Source organism: Kitasatospora aureofaciens (genome assembly GCF_019192735.1).
Classification (GTDB): domain Bacteria; phylum Actinomycetota; class Actinomycetes; order Streptomycetales; family Streptomycetaceae; genus Kitasatospora; species Kitasatospora aureofaciens_A.
In genome coordinates, this window is sequence record NZ_JAHTKP010000023.1 from 48,019 (window position 1) to 62,062 (window position 14,044).

General features: G+C 72.7%; 15 protein-coding genes. 6 read left to right on the forward strand and 9 right to left on the reverse strand.

The features are described 5' to 3' along the window. Window positions 1-63: 63 nt before the first annotated feature. Window positions 64-1,110 carry an L-glyceraldehyde 3-phosphate reductase gene (mgrA, locus tag KV557_RS22445; RefSeq protein WP_218203005.1) on the reverse strand — a complete coding sequence of 349 codons (1,047 nt, stop codon included), beginning with the start codon at window positions 1,108-1,110 and terminating at the stop codon, window positions 64-66. 195 nt (window positions 1,111-1,305) lie between these two features. Between mgrA and KV557_RS22450 the strand changes: the two genes are divergently transcribed. The 3 genes from KV557_RS22450 (at window position 1,306) to KV557_RS22460 (ending at window position 3,651) form a co-directional block, all read left to right on the forward strand. After that, entirely contained in the window at window positions 1,306-1,485 is a 180-nt protein-coding gene (locus KV557_RS22450) for a hypothetical protein (protein ID WP_218203007.1), read from the forward strand. A 164-nt stretch (window positions 1,486-1,649) separates the two neighbouring features. Continuing rightward, on the forward strand, window positions 1,650-2,180 hold the full coding sequence (locus KV557_RS22455) for a hypothetical protein (RefSeq protein WP_218203008.1): 531 nt from the start codon (window positions 1,650-1,652) through the stop codon (window positions 2,178-2,180). 253 nt (window positions 2,181-2,433) lie between these two features. Then, entirely contained in the window at window positions 2,434-3,651 is a 1,218-nt protein-coding gene (locus KV557_RS22460) for an alpha/beta hydrolase family protein (RefSeq protein WP_218203010.1), read from the forward strand. A gap of 64 nt (window positions 3,652-3,715) precedes the next feature. Here KV557_RS22460 and KV557_RS22465 read toward each other — a convergent pair whose 3' ends face one another. Both KV557_RS22465 and KV557_RS22470 read right to left on the reverse strand, forming a co-directional pair. Next, window positions 3,716-4,261, reverse strand: coding sequence for a hypothetical protein (locus KV557_RS22465; RefSeq protein WP_218203013.1), 546 nt, complete (start codon window positions 4,259-4,261; stop codon window positions 3,716-3,718). Window positions 4,262-4,273: 12 nt separating this feature from the next. Next, window positions 4,274-4,783, reverse strand: a complete 510-nt coding sequence (locus tag KV557_RS22470; protein ID WP_308130011.1) for a GNAT family N-acetyltransferase — start codon at window positions 4,781-4,783, stop codon at window positions 4,274-4,276. 250 nt (window positions 4,784-5,033) lie between these two features. Between KV557_RS22470 and KV557_RS22475 the strand changes: the two genes are divergently transcribed. Together KV557_RS22475 and KV557_RS22480 are read left to right on the forward strand one after the other, a co-directional pair. After that, entirely contained in the window at window positions 5,034-6,299 is a 1,266-nt protein-coding gene (locus KV557_RS22475) for an MFS transporter (protein WP_218203014.1), read from the forward strand. A 110-nt stretch (window positions 6,300-6,409) separates the two neighbouring features. Continuing rightward, window positions 6,410-6,772 (forward strand): hypothetical protein, encoded by a 363-nt coding sequence (locus KV557_RS22480; RefSeq protein ID WP_218203016.1) that lies wholly within the window; start codon window positions 6,410-6,412, stop codon window positions 6,770-6,772. A gap of 66 nt (window positions 6,773-6,838) precedes the next feature. On the opposite strand, the gene KV557_RS22485 is transcribed toward KV557_RS22480, so the two are convergent. The 3 genes from KV557_RS22485 to KV557_RS22495 form a co-directional block, all read right to left on the reverse strand. Then, on the reverse strand, window positions 6,839-7,567 hold the full coding sequence (locus tag KV557_RS22485; RefSeq protein WP_218203017.1) for a hypothetical protein: 729 nt from the start codon (window positions 7,565-7,567) through the stop codon (window positions 6,839-6,841). Window positions 7,568-7,715: 148 nt separating this feature from the next. After that, complete coding sequence (locus KV557_RS22490; RefSeq protein ID WP_218203019.1) at window positions 7,716-7,940, reverse strand: heavy-metal-associated domain-containing protein; 225 nt, start codon at window positions 7,938-7,940, stop codon at window positions 7,716-7,718. A gap of 191 nt (window positions 7,941-8,131) precedes the next feature. After that, window positions 8,132-8,815 carry a hypothetical protein gene (locus tag KV557_RS22495; protein WP_218203021.1) on the reverse strand — a complete coding sequence of 228 codons (684 nt, stop codon included), beginning with the start codon at window positions 8,813-8,815 and terminating at the stop codon, window positions 8,132-8,134. Window positions 8,816-8,913: 98 nt separating this feature from the next. Between KV557_RS22495 and KV557_RS22500 the strand changes: the two genes are divergently transcribed. Then, window positions 8,914-9,543 carry a TetR/AcrR family transcriptional regulator gene (locus KV557_RS22500; protein WP_218203023.1) on the forward strand — a complete coding sequence of 210 codons (630 nt, stop codon included), beginning with the start codon at window positions 8,914-8,916 and terminating at the stop codon, window positions 9,541-9,543. Between the two features lie 124 nt (window positions 9,544-9,667). Here KV557_RS22500 and KV557_RS22505 read toward each other — a convergent pair whose 3' ends face one another. The 3 genes from KV557_RS22505 to KV557_RS22515 all read right to left on the reverse strand — a co-directional run bounded on the left by KV557_RS22505 (window position 9,668) and on the right by KV557_RS22515 (window position 13,700). Then, window positions 9,668-10,372, reverse strand: coding sequence for a hypothetical protein (locus KV557_RS22505; RefSeq protein WP_218203025.1), 705 nt, complete (start codon window positions 10,370-10,372; stop codon window positions 9,668-9,670). Window positions 10,373-10,608: 236 nt separating this feature from the next. Continuing rightward, window positions 10,609-12,393: a hypothetical protein gene (locus KV557_RS22510; protein ID WP_218203026.1), complete on the reverse strand. Its 1,785-nt coding sequence runs from the start codon at window positions 12,391-12,393 to the stop codon at window positions 10,609-10,611. A gap of 101 nt (window positions 12,394-12,494) precedes the next feature. Further along, the gene (locus KV557_RS22515) at window positions 12,495-13,700 is read right to left on the reverse strand and encodes a S53 family peptidase (RefSeq protein WP_256177792.1); all 1,206 of its coding nucleotides are present in this window, start codon (window positions 13,698-13,700) and stop codon (window positions 12,495-12,497) included. Window positions 13,701-14,044 lie beyond the last annotated feature (344 nt).

Genomic DNA, 14,044 nt, shown 5'->3' on the forward strand with positions numbered 1-14,044 from the left:
CTGTGGGCACCGGGGCCGCTTGCTTTTCGGCGCGCCCTATGCGGGCGGCTCAAAGCGCCCGACTCAGCCCAGCGCGCCCGTGCGGGCGTCATGCCACAGGTCGACGCTGTCGGTGTCGGCGGTGAGCTCGTCGATCGCGGCCAGCTCCTCCTTGGCGAAGTCGAGGTTCTCCAGGGCGGCCACGTTCTGCTCCAGCTGCTCGGTGCGGGAGGCGCCGACCACCAGCGAGGTGACCCGGTCGTCGCGCAGCGCCCAGGCCAGTGCCATCTGGGCCAGGGTCTGCCCGCGGCGGCCGGCGATGTCGTTGAGGGCGCGCAGCCTCCGCAGCATCTCTGCCGAGAGCCAGTCTGTGTCGAACGACTTGCCCTGTGCCGCGCGCGAGTCCGCCGGCACCCCGTCGAGATAGCGGCTCGTCAGCAGACCCTGGGCGAGCGCGGTGAAGCCGATGACGCCGAAACCCTCCTCGTCGGCGGTGTCGAGCAGGCCCTCGGTCTCGATCCAGCGGTTGAGCATCGAGTACGAGGGCTGGTGGATCACCAGCGGGGTGCCCAGGTCGCGCAGGACGGCCGCCGCCTGGCGGGTGCGGTCGCTGTCGTACGAGGAGATGCCCGCGTACAGTGCCTTGCCCTGGCGGACCGCCGTGTCCAGCGCGCCCATGGTCTCTTCGAGCGGGGTGCTCGCGTCGAGCCGGTGGGAGTAGAAGATGTCGACGTAGTCGAGGCCCATGCGCCGGAGCGACTGGTCGAGCGAGGCCAGCACGTACTTGCGCGAGCCGCCGCCCTGCCCGTACGGCCCCGGCCACATGTCCCAGCCCGCCTTGGTGGAGATCACCAGCTCGTCCCGGTACGGCCCGAGGTCCTGCCGCATCAGGCGCCCGAAGTTGATCTCCGCGGAGCCGTAGGGCGGGCCGTAGTTGTTCGCCAGGTCGTGGTGGGTGATGCCGAGGTCGAACGCCCGCAGGGCGATCTCCCGCTGGGTCTCGAACGGCTTGTCGTCCCCGAAGTTGTGCCAGTAGCCCAGGGACAGGACCGGAAGGTCGAGACCCGAACGCCCGGCGCGACGGTACTGCATCGTTCCGCTGTAGCGCTGGGGGTCCGCGCGATGGTTCATGGCTCTCCGCCTGACAGGTCCGTACATCCCGGGACTCCCCCCTGTCCCAGCCTGCGCCCGGGGCACAGGGAAGTCCAACGCAGTGCTTCGGTCACTCTCGGCGACCGGGCCGCTGCGCTCCGAGCCTCACCGACCTATCGCCCACGTGCTGGACCTGTCGACGGCTGCCCGCGCGAGCGCGCCGGCCTCTACTCCGTGGCCGGCACCCTCGACGCCATCGACCACGGCCTGATCCGCCCCGGCGAACGCGCCCTCGCCGTCCTCACCGGCGGCACCGCCCCCTCCCCCACCGGCACCTACCAACCCCAGTGGCACGCCGACGAGTTCGACGCCCCCGAGATCACCGCCCGCGCCGTCGACAAGCTGCGTCCCTGACACCGGTTCCCCAACGCTCGTACCGCGAAGGTTGACGGACCTCTGCACCCGTGGGTTGACGACCCTTCCGCCCGCAGCCCGGCAGTATCTCCATGCACTCGCCGGCGCGTCCGAGTGAACCCACGGCGCGGGCGGGCCTGACCCTCAACGGAAGGAACCGATCCATGAATCTGCGCAAGCACATAACGACGCTCGCGGCCACCGCGACCCTCGCAGGGCTGGCAACCCTGGGCCTGACCGTTCCCGCGCAGGCAGCCGAAGCCGGCCCTGCCGCCGCAGCGTCAGCGGGCGAGTCGGTCAGCGAGCCCACCGGCGATGCCGCCGCGACCGCCGACGCCGCCACACCGTTCAGCCGGACGGCCGGGACGGCGGCAGCCCCCCGCTGCGCGGGACCCGACCTGTGGAAGCCGTACCCGCGCAAGATCGGCAGGGACTGGTACGTGGAGGCCGGCGCCAGGCTCCACGACTGCGGACTCACCTTCCTGACGCTGGAGTTGCAGAAGAACGGCCACACGGTGGACAAGAAGACCGTCACCCGCCAGGGAGACATCAACCCCAGGTACAAGTGCCGCAACTTCAAGACCGGCAAGTGGACGATCGTGGCCACCTGGTCGAAGCCCAAGTCCACGTACCCCGGATTCGAAGTGATCCAGAAGTGGGTCAGCCGGAGCCCGGAACACCTGAACTGCAGCTAGCGAACGCCCGCCGGGTGCCCGGGCAAACCGTGCACCGGCAGTGACGGCGCCGCATCGGCCCACGGGTGTAAGCCCGTGGGCCGATGCGGACGGCCGGTTGATCAATCCGTGGGCGGATGTGACCGGTTGACGTCGCATGACAGCGTTCCACCCGTACGAAGTCCCAGGGCCGCACACCCGATGTGCGACCGCGGTCACGCCGACGATCAGGAACCGTGGCCCGGTTCTGCCCAGGAAACTCAGGGAGGGTCCGTTGACAACCACGCCGTTCACCAGCCGCCAGGGAATGACGCGCCGTCGCATGCTGGGAGCCGCGCTGGCGGCCGGGGCCGCCGTGCCGCTCGCCGTCGCAGGCCCCGCATGGGCGTCGGCTCCGGCCGCCGCCCCGGGCCCGGCGCGGCTCACCCTGCCCGCGCCCACCGGACCGCACCTCGTGGGCACGGTGTCGCTGCACCTCGTCGACGGTTCGCGTCCGGATCCCGTGGCAGGCGCTGGTCATTTCCGCGAGTTGATGGCCAGCGTCTGGTACCCCGCCCGGGACGTCGAGGACTACGAGCTCGCCCCCTGGATGCTCGACGGCGCGATGCGGGCGTTCCTCACGGACACGGGCTTCGCCATCGATCCCGCCCTCGCCCCGCTCACATCCGGCCACGTCGGCGCTCCCGTGCACCGCGCGGGCCACCGTCTGCCCGTCGTCGTGTACTCGCACGGCGCGCACAGCCATCGTGCCGACCACACCGTCATGGTCCAGGAGCTCGCCAGCCACGGTTACGTCGTGGTCACCGTCGACCACACCTACGACGCGGTCACCGAGTTCCCCGACGGCCGGGTCGTCGTCCCGCTCAGGGACCGGGAGCACGCGATGGCGCCGAAGGACTTCGCCGCGGACATCCGGTTCCTCCTCGACTGCGTCGAGGAGCTCGCCGCCGGGCGCAACCCCGACACCGACCGCAAGCCACTGCCCGCCGGCCTGCTCGGCGCCCTCGACCCGAAGCGCATCGGCATGTTCGGCTGGTCAAAGGGCGGCACGGCCACCGCCCTCACCATGCTCGCCGACCAGCGCGTCCGCGCCGGGCTGAGTCTCGACGGCCCGATGCAGGCGAACCCGCCGCTCACCTCCGACCTGGACCGGCCGTTCATGATGATGACCGCCGTGTTCACCCGGGCCCAGGATCCCGCCGCCGCCGAGTTCTGGTCGCACCTGCGGGGCTGGCGGCTCAACATCCAGGCCGACGGCGCCGTCCACTCCTCGTACGGCGACAACCAGGTGCTGATTCCGCAGGCGGCGAAGATCCTCGGCATGACCGACCAGCAGCTTCAGGAGTGGATCGGCACCCTCGACCCGGCCCGAGCGGTACGGATCCAGCAGGCGTACCCGCTCGCGTTCTTCGACGAGCACCTCCGGCACCGCCGCGGCCACCTGCTCGACGGGCCGTCCGCGGCCTTCCCCGAGGTGAAGTTCCTGCCGTGACGCGACGGACTGCGGCACGCACCTGCCGCGCCGCAGTCCCGCGAGCGTGTCGGCGACGAACGTGTCAGTGGCGGTCGAGCGGTCCGCGGGCGACGACCGGGCGACCGCCGTCCTCCGGCAGGACGACGAGGAACCGCCACGGGCCGTCCTCGACGCGGGCCATGCCGATGGTCGGCGCCGTGCCGCAGGCCTCGGCGGCGGGCCCTGCGCCGTCGGTCAGGCCGTCGAGCTTCGCGTGGTCCCTCGCCAGGCCTGCGGATGGGCCATTGATCCACAGTCGGACGTTCGCGCCTCGGCGAAGCGCGGCGAGCAGGTCGTCGCGGACGCTGCCCGGAGCCGCGCCCTCTACCCGTGCGTGCAGGCGTTCCTGCACGCACGGCTGGGTCGGAACGGCAGCGGCCAACTCCCCGCAGCGTCGGCAGGACTGCAGGGCATCGGGCTCGAACAGGTGCAGATAGCGCGTGGTGTACCGCATCGCTGTGCCGCAGAGCGTCCCACGCGCGCCGACCGCGTGGTCGACGCCGGGAACGCCGTTCACCTGGCGGGCACCGAGCCGCGCCGGCTCGCGCGCGGTGGCGAACGACCAGCCGTCGTTCGGGGTCGAGATCATCGGGACCACTCTTCAAACGTCGCCGTGGACGCGGGCGTGGAGATGCTCGTCGTGCCAGCCGTCGGCGTGGAGCAGGGCGCTGCGCAGTGTGCCCTCCAGCGCGAAGCCGGCCCGCTCGGCCACCCGGCAGGAGGCCGCGTTGGCCGTCGAGTGGGTCAGCTGCAGCCGGTGGAGGCCAAGTTCGTCGAGGGCCCAGCGGGTGACCTCGCTGAGCGCGGCGACGGCGAGGCCCCGGCCGCGGGCGGCGGGGAGCAGCCAGTAGAGGAACTCGGCGGTGCCGTCGGCGAGGCTGACGTCCCCGAGGCCGATCAGGCCCAGCGGGACGTCGGCGTCCACGTTGGCGCCGGCGACCACGATGGCCCAGATCGCCGCCGACTCGTCCCGCCAGTAGGCGCCCCAACGCCCGATCCGCGCGCGGGCCTCCTCCGCCGTCAGGTGGCCGAGCCGGTTCCAGTGCTGGATGTCGGCGTCCCGGGCCGCCGCAACCAGGGCGTCCGCGTCGGACGCGCGCCACGGGCGCAACTCGGTTCCGCCCGCCAAGCGGAGGCAGGGCTGCTCGCTCTGCCCCATCCGGGCTGCGGGGACTACGGCGGGGATTGGATCAACGTACGTCACCGCCCCAGGTTTCCGTACCCTGCGCGCGGCCACCACGGAATTTCCGCCGATCCCCCGCGGCACTCCCGCCCCACCGGTCAGGGGCTCGCGGCGCGCGGCGGGCACTGACCGTCGGGGCTTGCCCTCCAGTTGGTCGAGGGTCCTATCGTCCCCGGCCATGACCATCACGGACACCGACACCGCAGCCCCGCCCGACCGCCTGCCCCGCAGCTACCTCGTCTGGCTGGCCGGCAGCCGGGCCTCGCTGCTGGGCGATGCGGCCCTGCACTTCGCCCTCGGATGGGCGGCCGGCGTGCACGGCGGGCGGGTCGCCGCCCTGGTCCTGACGGCTATCACCCTGCCGCGCACCGCGCTGCTGCTGGTCGGCGGCGCGGTCGCGGAACGGTTCGGGGTGCGGCGGGTCCTGCTGGTGGGCGACGCGGTGATGCTCGCGGCGACGCTCCTGCTCGCGCCGGCCGGGCACGGGCCGGAGCGCTCGCCCTGGTTCCTCGTCGCGGTGGCCGCGCTGATCGGCACGGTCGACGCCTTCTACCTGCCGGCCTCCGGGGCGATGCCGCGCCGCCTGGTCGGCCGCGCCCTGCTCCCCCGCGCCCTCGCGGTGCAGCAGGCCGGGTCCCAGGTCACCGCGCTGCTCGGAGCCCCGCTGGGCGCTCTGCTGGTGACCGTCGCCGGGCTGGGCGGTGCCGCGCTCGTCGACGCCGCGAGCTTCGCGCTCGTCCTGCTCGTCCTCGTCCGGCTGCGCCCGACCGTCGACGTGCTGCCCGCCGACGAGAGCCTTCCCGCCCCCGACGGCCGTCCCACCGCCCAGAGCCTTCCCACCGCCATCGCGGACGGCCTGCGGCTCGCCGTACGGGACCGGACGCTCCGGCCCGCCCTGCTCCTGACCTCCGCGGCCGCCGCGAGCCTGCTGCCGGTCGTGTCCCTGGTCAGCCCGCTGCTGGCGCGGGAGCGCGGCTGGGGAGCGCAGGCCGCCGGTCTGGTCGCAGGCGGGCAGAGCGCCGCGATCATCGCGGTCTCACTGCTGATCGCGCGCCGAGGACCGCTGCGCCGCCCGGGCGTGGGCGCGTGCGGAGGGCTCTGCCTCGCGGCGGTGGGCGTCGCGGGGCTCGCGGCCGCGTCCGGCGCGACGACGGCGGTGGCGGCCGGTACCGTCCTCGGGCTCGGCTCGGGGCTGTTCGCCGCGCACATCGGGCCGCTCGTCCTCGGCCGCGCTCCTGAGTCGCATCTGGCGCGCGTGCAGTCCGTCCTGACGCTCGTGCAGAGCGCGGCACTGGTGGCCGCCAACAACCTCCTCGGTTCGATCGCCGAGGCGCGCGGCGCAACGATGGCGGCAGCCGTCTGCGCGGTCGCCGCCGCCGTCAGCGGCCTGGCCGGCCTGGCGTCGCCGGCCCTGCGTGCCGCCGAGGTCCCCGTCCGGGCCTGATCCTGCCCGACGGCGGCCTCGCCCTCGGCACCGGTGTCCGTCGGGAACCCGGACGCGGACGGCGTCGTCCAAGGCCCCGACACCGAACGACCAGGAGACGACCCTCATCCATGAACAGACCTGGTGCCCTGGCGGTCGGCGCGCTGCTCCTCGCGCTCGCCGCCACCGCCTGCACGTCCGCCGCCAAGCCGTCCCCGGCCACTCCGTCCCCGGCCGTGTCGACGGCACCCGCCACGGACGGAGCGTCCACGCCGTCCCCGTCCGACACGACCACGACACCACCCCCGACACCGGCCGGCGGAACCCCCGCCCCGCACCCCACGAACCCGCCGCAGAGCAGCAGCCCCGGCCGCACGGCGACGCCGACCCCACCCCCCGCCCGCCCGAGCCCCACCCCGACCACCTTCGACCCGGAGAACCCGACCGACCTCCAGCACCGCCCGGTCCCCGCCGCGAGCCGCCCGGCCGGGTAGGCCCCTGCCCCCGCGCACACCGAGGCGCCCGGCGCGATGCCGGGCCCCTCACGATGTCCTACTGGCTTACAGGTTGGCGCACTGGTCGTGACGGGAGCCGTGGACGGTGTTGGCGTTGCCGCCGTTGGTCGGGGGCGGGGTGTTGCCCATGCAGTGGAGCGAGCCGCCGATGGTGTTGCCCTCGATCTCGGCCTGGGTGTCCTCGGGGAACGGGCCGGTGCCGGTGGTGCCGTTGACCTCGACCGAGCCGCCGATCCGGTTGGCGATCAGCTCGGCGCCCGAGTGGTTGTCACCGAGGTGGACGGAGCCGCTGACGCGGTTGCCGGCGCAGCCGTCGTCACCCGGGTCGCCGATGACCACGAACCCGCTCGCGCCGTCGACCGCCACCATCCCGGTGGCGGTGGAGCCGCACATCCCGAACAGGGTGCCGCCGGAGGAGTGGACGCCGCCGTGGAGGGTGGAGTTGCCGATGAACAGCGCCCCGCCGGCCGCGCCGCGGACCGTCCCGTGCACGGTGGCGTCGATGATGAACAGCCCCGGCACGCGCTGCAGCGGCCGGACCAGCCGGGGCGTGGACGGCCCCGGGCGGTCCGTCCGGTCGCGCGGCTGGTCGGTGGCGCCACCGGGGCTCGCGGACACCGTCGGGTTCGACGGCGGCGCGGCGCTCTCGCCCGCCCAGCCCTGTGCGGACAGCAGCAGCGGTCCGGCGGCCAGCGAGAGCGCGAGGGCCGCGCCGAGCGGGCGTCCGAGGGGGTGCCCGGGAACGATCGGTCTCCGGCGGTGTGCGGGTGCCACAGGTCAGCCCTCTCGATCACGTGACAGGGCGGTGACATTGTGTGATCGAGGAGATCGTGGTGGTCACCCGGCGCACCCGACGTGGACACGTTCACCCGCAGGAGGCCCGCCTTCGGCCGAGCGGCCGACCCGCGTGAGCCCCGCCGCGTCAGCCCCGGCCGACGAAGGTGAAGCCGGCTCCGTCGACCGCGCGGCGCAGCGCGGCGTCGTCGAGGGGCTGCGCGGAGGCCACGGTGACGCGGCCGGTCGGCGCGTCCGCGGTGACGTCGATGACGCCCGGGAGGGCGGAGAGCCCGGCGCTGACCGTCTTCTCGCAGTGGCCGCAGCTCATGCCGTCGACGGTGAGAACGGTGGTGACGGTGGTGATGGACATCGCGGTGCCTCCGGTGAAGGGCGTGGGGTACCGGCTGCGCAGCACAGCCGGTGATCGACGCCGTCAAGGACAGCGGAAACGTGCGGCGCGTCCCAGGGACACGCCGCACGGTTGGCACCTTCGTGTGGTTCCGGGAACCGATCGGGCCGCCCGGCCGACGGGGGCCGCGCCACGCCGCCGAACGCCCCGCGTCACGCCGCCGAACGAGCCGCCGAGCGCGCCGTCGTGAAGCGCCGCACCGCCCACACCACGGCGCCGAGCGCGAACCCGTAGACGGCGACGAGGCCGTGCCCGTTCTCCTGCGCCAGCCACATCGCCAGGCCGAGCACCGGGACGCCGATCGCCAGGGCCCGCTCCTTGGCGGCCCCCGTGCCGGTGAGGAGGGCCAGGGCGAGGGTGGCCCCGAGGAAGTAGGTGGCGCCGGAGCTGCCCGCGAAGTTGCGCGGATCGGTGCTGGGGGTGTCGTCGCCCAGGCCGAGCAGCGTGTCGATCCGGTTCGGCAGGACGATGCCCGCGAAGAAGAAGCCGAGCGTCAGCGGCCCGCCCCAGTACCACTGCGCGAGGGCCGCCACGGCTGCCAGGGTGGCGAGGTTCCACAGCGCGCCGCCGGCTCCGCCGTTCTGCATGAAGACGGACGTGAACTCCCGCCACCAGCCCGACTTCGCGGGGTCGCTGTCGAGTGCGTCCATCGCCCCCGACCAGCACAGCTGGAGCACGACCCCGGCCACGGCCAGCACCGTCAGCCCGACAGCGGCCCACGGCACCTGCCGCGTCAGCCGCCCGCGCAGCGAGTCCCTGCCGACGACCGCCAGCCCGCTGTTGATCATCATGACCATCAACGCCGCCGTGGTCACGTTGAACAGCACTGCCCCCATGCCCGCCCCCACCACTTCCAACACCGTTCGAAAACTCGCGGTGCTGACGCTAGCACAGTTTTCAAACACCGTTCGAAACCCGGTGTACGGTGGACGCCATGAAGCTCAGCAAGGAGCGCATCGTCGACGCCGGGATGGCCGTCTTCGCCGAGGTCGGCTACCACGGCCTGTCCATGCGGCAAGTGGCCGAACGCCTGGAAGCCCACGCCGGCAGCCTCTACTACCACGTCCGCGGCAAGGACGAACTCCTCGGCCTGATGGCCGACCGCGTCTGCGGCCAGGCCTACGACGCCGGCACCGCCGCCCTCACCGCCCTCGGCCCCGACGCCACCTGGCAGGCCCGCATCGAGGCCCAGGCCGCCACCCTGCGCGACGGCATCCGCCGCCACCCGGGCGGCGCCGTCCTCCTCGCCGAGAGCCCCCGCATGCCGAGCCCCGGCGGCCTCTCCCTGATGGAACGCCTCCTCGCCACCCTCCGCGACGCCGGCCTCCCCACCGCCCACCGCCTCATCGCCGCCGACACCCTGCTCAGCCACGTCACCGGCTTCGTCCTCCAGGAGCGCGCCGACGACCGACCCCCGCCCGCCGTCACGGCCGACACTTACGCCGACCTGCTGACCCGCTTCCCCCTGATCATGGAACACGCCCCCGTCCTCGCCCAGGACGAGAAGTTCCGCCGCAGCATCCGCCTCCTCTGCGCCGGCTTCGCCTCGCTCGTCAAGGAGTGACCCCTGCGCCGCAGTTGAGCGCGGCGCAGGGGTGGCTCGGCGCTGCTTCATGCCCAGCGAGAACCCGCCGACCCGCAGGACGTCCTTTACGTGGACCACGGCGACGTCGCGGCCCCTCGTGCGGTCACGTCCTGTACGGGTTCTCCCCGTAGCCCGGCTGGCCCGGCTGGCCCGCATAGGGTGCCTGCGGGGGCATCGGCACGCCCTGCTGGGGGAACGAGGCCGGCGGCGGCACCGGGGCGCCCGCCTGCGGCGGGAAGGGCGGCTGGGCCTGCTGCGCCGGGTACGGCTGCTGCTGCGGGAACGGGTGCTGCGGCTGCTGCTGCGGGAAGGGCTGCGCCTGCTGCGCCGGATACGGCTGGCCCTGCGGCGCCATCTCGAACGGCTGCGAGCTCGGGTCGATCGATCCGGGCGGGAAGGCCGCGCTCAGCTGGTCCAGCTCGGCACGCCAGTAGCGGTGGACGTTCAGGCGCTTCGGCTTGGCGTCAGTCGGCAGCTGCAGGTACATCGAGCTCCAGATGGTGGCCCGCTTGACCCGGCTCACCGGGAAGGCGTGCCGCGGGAAGACCGCGACCACCTCGCCGGGACGGTTGGTCCAGCGGTTGGCCGTGTTGACCACCACGGAGCTGTTGGTGAGCGTCAGGAAGTAGAACCTGCGGGTCAGCGCGACGACCAGGCCGAGCCCGGGGATCTCGTCGAAGACCGCGTTGAGCCACGGGCTGGGGCCGGTCTCCACGTGCACGCACGCGACGAAGGTCTCCCCAGGCGGTGCCACCTGCGAGAGCTTCTCGATGACCTGGGCCTTCTGCTTTGCCCGGCGAATTGCCATGTTTCCGTTCCTCTTACCCCGTCTTGTCCGCCGATGTCGGTGCGGCGGAAATCGGCTGAGGTTAGCAGGTGTTGCTGACACACTCCCGGCCGCCCCACAGGGGCGGCCGTTGAACGGATGCCATCGAGCGGGTGAACCCGGCTCCGACCGGACCGCCCGGCTCTCCACAGCCGGGCGGTCAGGTGATCGACGCGTGAAGCTTTCACGCCCGCGACCTGGGAGCTACCGCTGCCGGGTCACTTGTGCGGGATCTGGACCGACGTCACCAACTGCTGCTGCAGGTGGCCCGGGTTGGTGCCGTCGTCGTATGTGCTGACGGAGGTGGTGTAGTCGGTCGTACCGCCCACCGTGTTGCCGAAGTAATCGCCGATGAAGGTGTTCCCGCTCTCGACCGGGGAGTCGAGTTGGGGGTCGAAGGAGTGGGCGCTGAGGCGGATGTTGTGCCCGATCGGGGTGAGGGTCGGGTCGTAGAACTGGATGCTGGTGTTCACGCAGTAGTTGGCGGCGCCGTAGGGGGCGCCGGGGTGCTTGGGGTTGGCGGTGTCGAGGGCGAGGCCGGCGGCCGTGGCCTCGGGGGTGCCGGCGGCGGGGCAGGCGAGGCGGCGGTCGTAGAAGGCGACGCTGACGGTGCCGTCGGCGGCCGTGGTGAGGTTCGGCTGGAACTCGTCGACCGGTGCCGCGTTGTCGTTGGCCAGGATCGGCGTGCTCCAGGTGGTGCCGCCGTCGTAGGAGGCGGTGAGGAGGACGTTGACGACGCCCGTGCTGTAGTCGTCGTACGCGACGTAGAGCGGGTAGTGGCCGTTCACCGGCTGCGCACCGAGGGTGAAGGTGTCCTCGATGCCGTCGCGGAACGTGGTGTTGGCGTACTCGCCGGGCGGCGGGGTGATGTTGCCCTGGACCGTGGACACCGTGGACCAGGTCTGCCCGCCGTCGTGGGAGACGTCGAGGAAGATCGTGTCGCAGCAGAACCGGTGCGCCGGATCGGAGTTGGTGAGGGTGGTGTACACCGTGCCGTCGGGGGCGACGTGCGGCAGCAGGTAGGTGGCGCCCTGCGGGGTGCTGGGCGGCTCGGGGAGCACCTGCGGGGTCGACCAGTCGGTGTGGGTGCCGTCGGGGCGGGCGTCGGCGTACGCGACGTACGGCACGGCGGTCTTGCTGTGGAAGTCGACCCACATCGCGTAGATGCGGTTGAGGTGCGGGCTGCCCGGGTTGGTGTCGATGGCGATCCACTGCTTGTCGGGGCCGTTGCCGATGCTGTCGTAGGTCGCGACGTAGTCGGGGTGGCCGCCGTGGGTGCTGAGCCACCGGGTGGCGGTGGTGGAGCCGTGCGGGCGGACGGCGACCGAGATGACCTGGGACGGGACGGCCGGGTTGGGCTCCTGCGAGGCGCCGGGGGTGAAGTCGTGGCTGCCGTCGGGATCGTAGAAGAACTGGTAGGGCAGCAGCAGTGAGTAGTAGTTGCCCCAGGTGTCGAAGGCGCCGACGGGGTCGGTGTTGTCGGTCCAGCCCTCGTAGCCGGGGATGTGGCCCTGGACCGGCCAGCTGTGCCCGCCGTCGTAGGATTCGTAGAAGCCGAGCAGGTGGTTGTAGCCCTCCGGGCTGACCACCCATTTCGAGGCGCCGATGAGGTGGTTGGGGTCGGTCGGGTCGACCCGCAGGTCCGACTCCGAGTGGCCCTTGACCAGCATCGGGGTGGCGGCCGGGTAGCCCGGGTTGCTGCCGGCCTGGGTGGCGTACGGGCCGGCGGCGCCGGTGTCCTCGCCGGTGGTGGCGCCCGTGGCCGGGCAGGGCGTCATGCCGCTGTAGCCCTCGGCCGGGCCGCTGTTGACGGTGTACGTCACCTCGGGGCGGAAGCAGCTCGTCCGACCGGCGGTGGCCAGCACGTTGGTGACGTGGTCGGCCGCCTGGCTGGCGGCGTAGGCGGCGTCGGTCTGGGTGCCCTGCGGGAGGACGGGGCCGGTCGCCGAGGCGGGGTACGGGGATAGGAGGGAGAGGCCGAGCAGAGCGGGGCCGAGCAGCATGGCAAGTCTTCTGGCACGCAAAGGGAGAAGCCTCCTGAGGGCGTGGGAGACGAGCATCGGGGGCGCGGTCATCCGCGCCCCCGAAGTCTTGTGACGGATCGTCAGCCGATAAAGGCCGCCGTCCCGTTCGGCGTGCCGAGCCCGGTCGGCCCGTCGTAGCCGGTGCCGGCCGTGCAGAGGTAGGACGGCGAGCAGCTGCCGTTGGAACCGGAGGTCACGTCGTTCAGCGCCGAAGTGTGCGCGTACGGGTCCGCCGACGGGTAACTGGCGCTCGGCGTACCGGCGTCGGCGTAGACGCCCGCGATGATCGGGGCGGCGACGCTGGTGCCGCCGTAGACCGTCCAGCCGGTGCCGCCGTAGGTCTGGTAGACGGCGACCCCGGTGGCCGGGTCGGCCACGGCCGCGACGTCGGCGACAGTGCGGTGGGTGCAGCCGCCGTCCTTCTGCCAGGTGGGCTTGCTGTCGTACGCGGAGCACCCGGAGCCCGCGCCACTCCACGCCGTCTCGCTCCAACCACGGGTGTTGGAGGCCCGGTTGAGCGAGGTGCCGCCGACCGCCGTGACGTACCGCGAGGCCGCCGGGTACTGCGCGCCGTAGCCGGAGTCACCCGAGCTCACGGTGATCGCGACACCCGGGTGGTTGTAGTAACTGGCGTCGTAGGACGTGTCGTTGGAGGACTCGGCGCCGCCGTAGCTGTTGGAGACGAACTTCGCCCCGAGCCGGACGGCAGTGTTGACCCCGGTACCGAGGTTCGCGGTGGTGGCGCTCGACGCCTCGACCAGGATGATCTTCGCGTTCGGCGCGATCGCGGAGACCATGTCCAGGTCGAGCGAGATCTCGCCGGCCCAGCCGCTGCTGTTGCGCGGGTAGCTGGTGCCGCCGTTCTGATTGACCTTCTTGAAGCAGCCGTTGGCGGTGGTGCAGGCCGGCAGGCCGAACTGCGCGCGGTAGACCGCGAGATCGGACTCGGCGTTGGGGTCGTTGTAGGCGTCGACGATGGCGACGGTCTGCCCGGCCCCGCCGTTCGCGCCGAGGTGGTAGGCGCTCAGCAGGTCGGCCGGGCCATAGCCGGAGGGAGCTGCTGCGCTCAGGGGGAGGCCCTGCGCGGTGCCGAGAACGTGGAGGGCGTGGCACGAGACGGTGTCACCGGCGGCGAGGGTGGCGCAGGACCGGACCCACGAGGTCCCGCCCTTGCTGAAGACCTGGGCGCCCTGCGCACCGGCGGGGGCCGCGGTGGCGAGCGCGGGGAGAGTGGCGAGGGTGAGGGCGGCGGTCACGAACGAGCTGTGGCGGATGCGGGTACGCAACGGGATGCCTCCTGCGGTCTGGGGGTGAACCTGGGGCAGTGCGTCCGAAACTGACGGGTCGTCCGGATCTGGGGGCGCCGGTCGACTCGGCGTGATGACGGTAGGTGACCGGGGTTACGTCAACAAGGCCGCCAACGCGAACTTGACGCTCCGTTGACCGAACCCCGGCGGCCGCTTTCCCCGCGGCGGCATGACGTCCGACGGCGAACGCCGAGGCGGGAACACCCTGCCGACCGCCGGACACCTACCGATCGTTCGGCCGGTCCGGACCAAGTCGGGCCGGGAGCGCGGACCGATGGCGCGTCAAACCCGGGCCGATCGCGGGATCCGCCCGACCACCTGGG

Coding starts and splice junctions, on each gene's coding strand:
- KV557_RS22500 (WP_218203023.1), top strand. CDS start 8,914: ATGAAGCTCAGCAAGGAGCGCATCGTCGACGCCGGGATGGCCGTCTTC.
- KV557_RS22510 (WP_218203026.1), bottom strand. CDS start 12,393: ATGCTGCTCGGCCCCGCTCTGCTCGGCCTCTCCCTCCTATCCCCGTAC.
- KV557_RS22495 (WP_218203021.1), bottom strand. CDS start 8,815: ATGGGGGCAGTGCTGTTCAACGTGACCACGGCGGCGTTGATGGTCATG.
- KV557_RS22490 (WP_218203019.1), bottom strand. CDS start 7,940: ATGTCCATCACCACCGTCACCACCGTTCTCACCGTCGACGGCATGAGC.
- KV557_RS22475 (WP_218203014.1), top strand. CDS start 5,034: ATGACCATCACGGACACCGACACCGCAGCCCCGCCCGACCGCCTGCCC.
- KV557_RS22455 (WP_218203008.1), top strand. CDS start 1,650: ATGAATCTGCGCAAGCACATAACGACGCTCGCGGCCACCGCGACCCTC.
- KV557_RS22480 (WP_218203016.1), top strand. CDS start 6,410: ATGAACAGACCTGGTGCCCTGGCGGTCGGCGCGCTGCTCCTCGCGCTC.
- KV557_RS22465 (WP_218203013.1), bottom strand. CDS start 4,261: ATGATCTCGACCCCGAACGACGGCTGGTCGTTCGCCACCGCGCGCGAG.
- KV557_RS22505 (WP_218203025.1), bottom strand. CDS start 10,372: ATGGCAATTCGCCGGGCAAAGCAGAAGGCCCAGGTCATCGAGAAGCTC.
- mgrA (WP_218203005.1), bottom strand. CDS start 1,110: ATGAACCATCGCGCGGACCCCCAGCGCTACAGCGGAACGATGCAGTAC.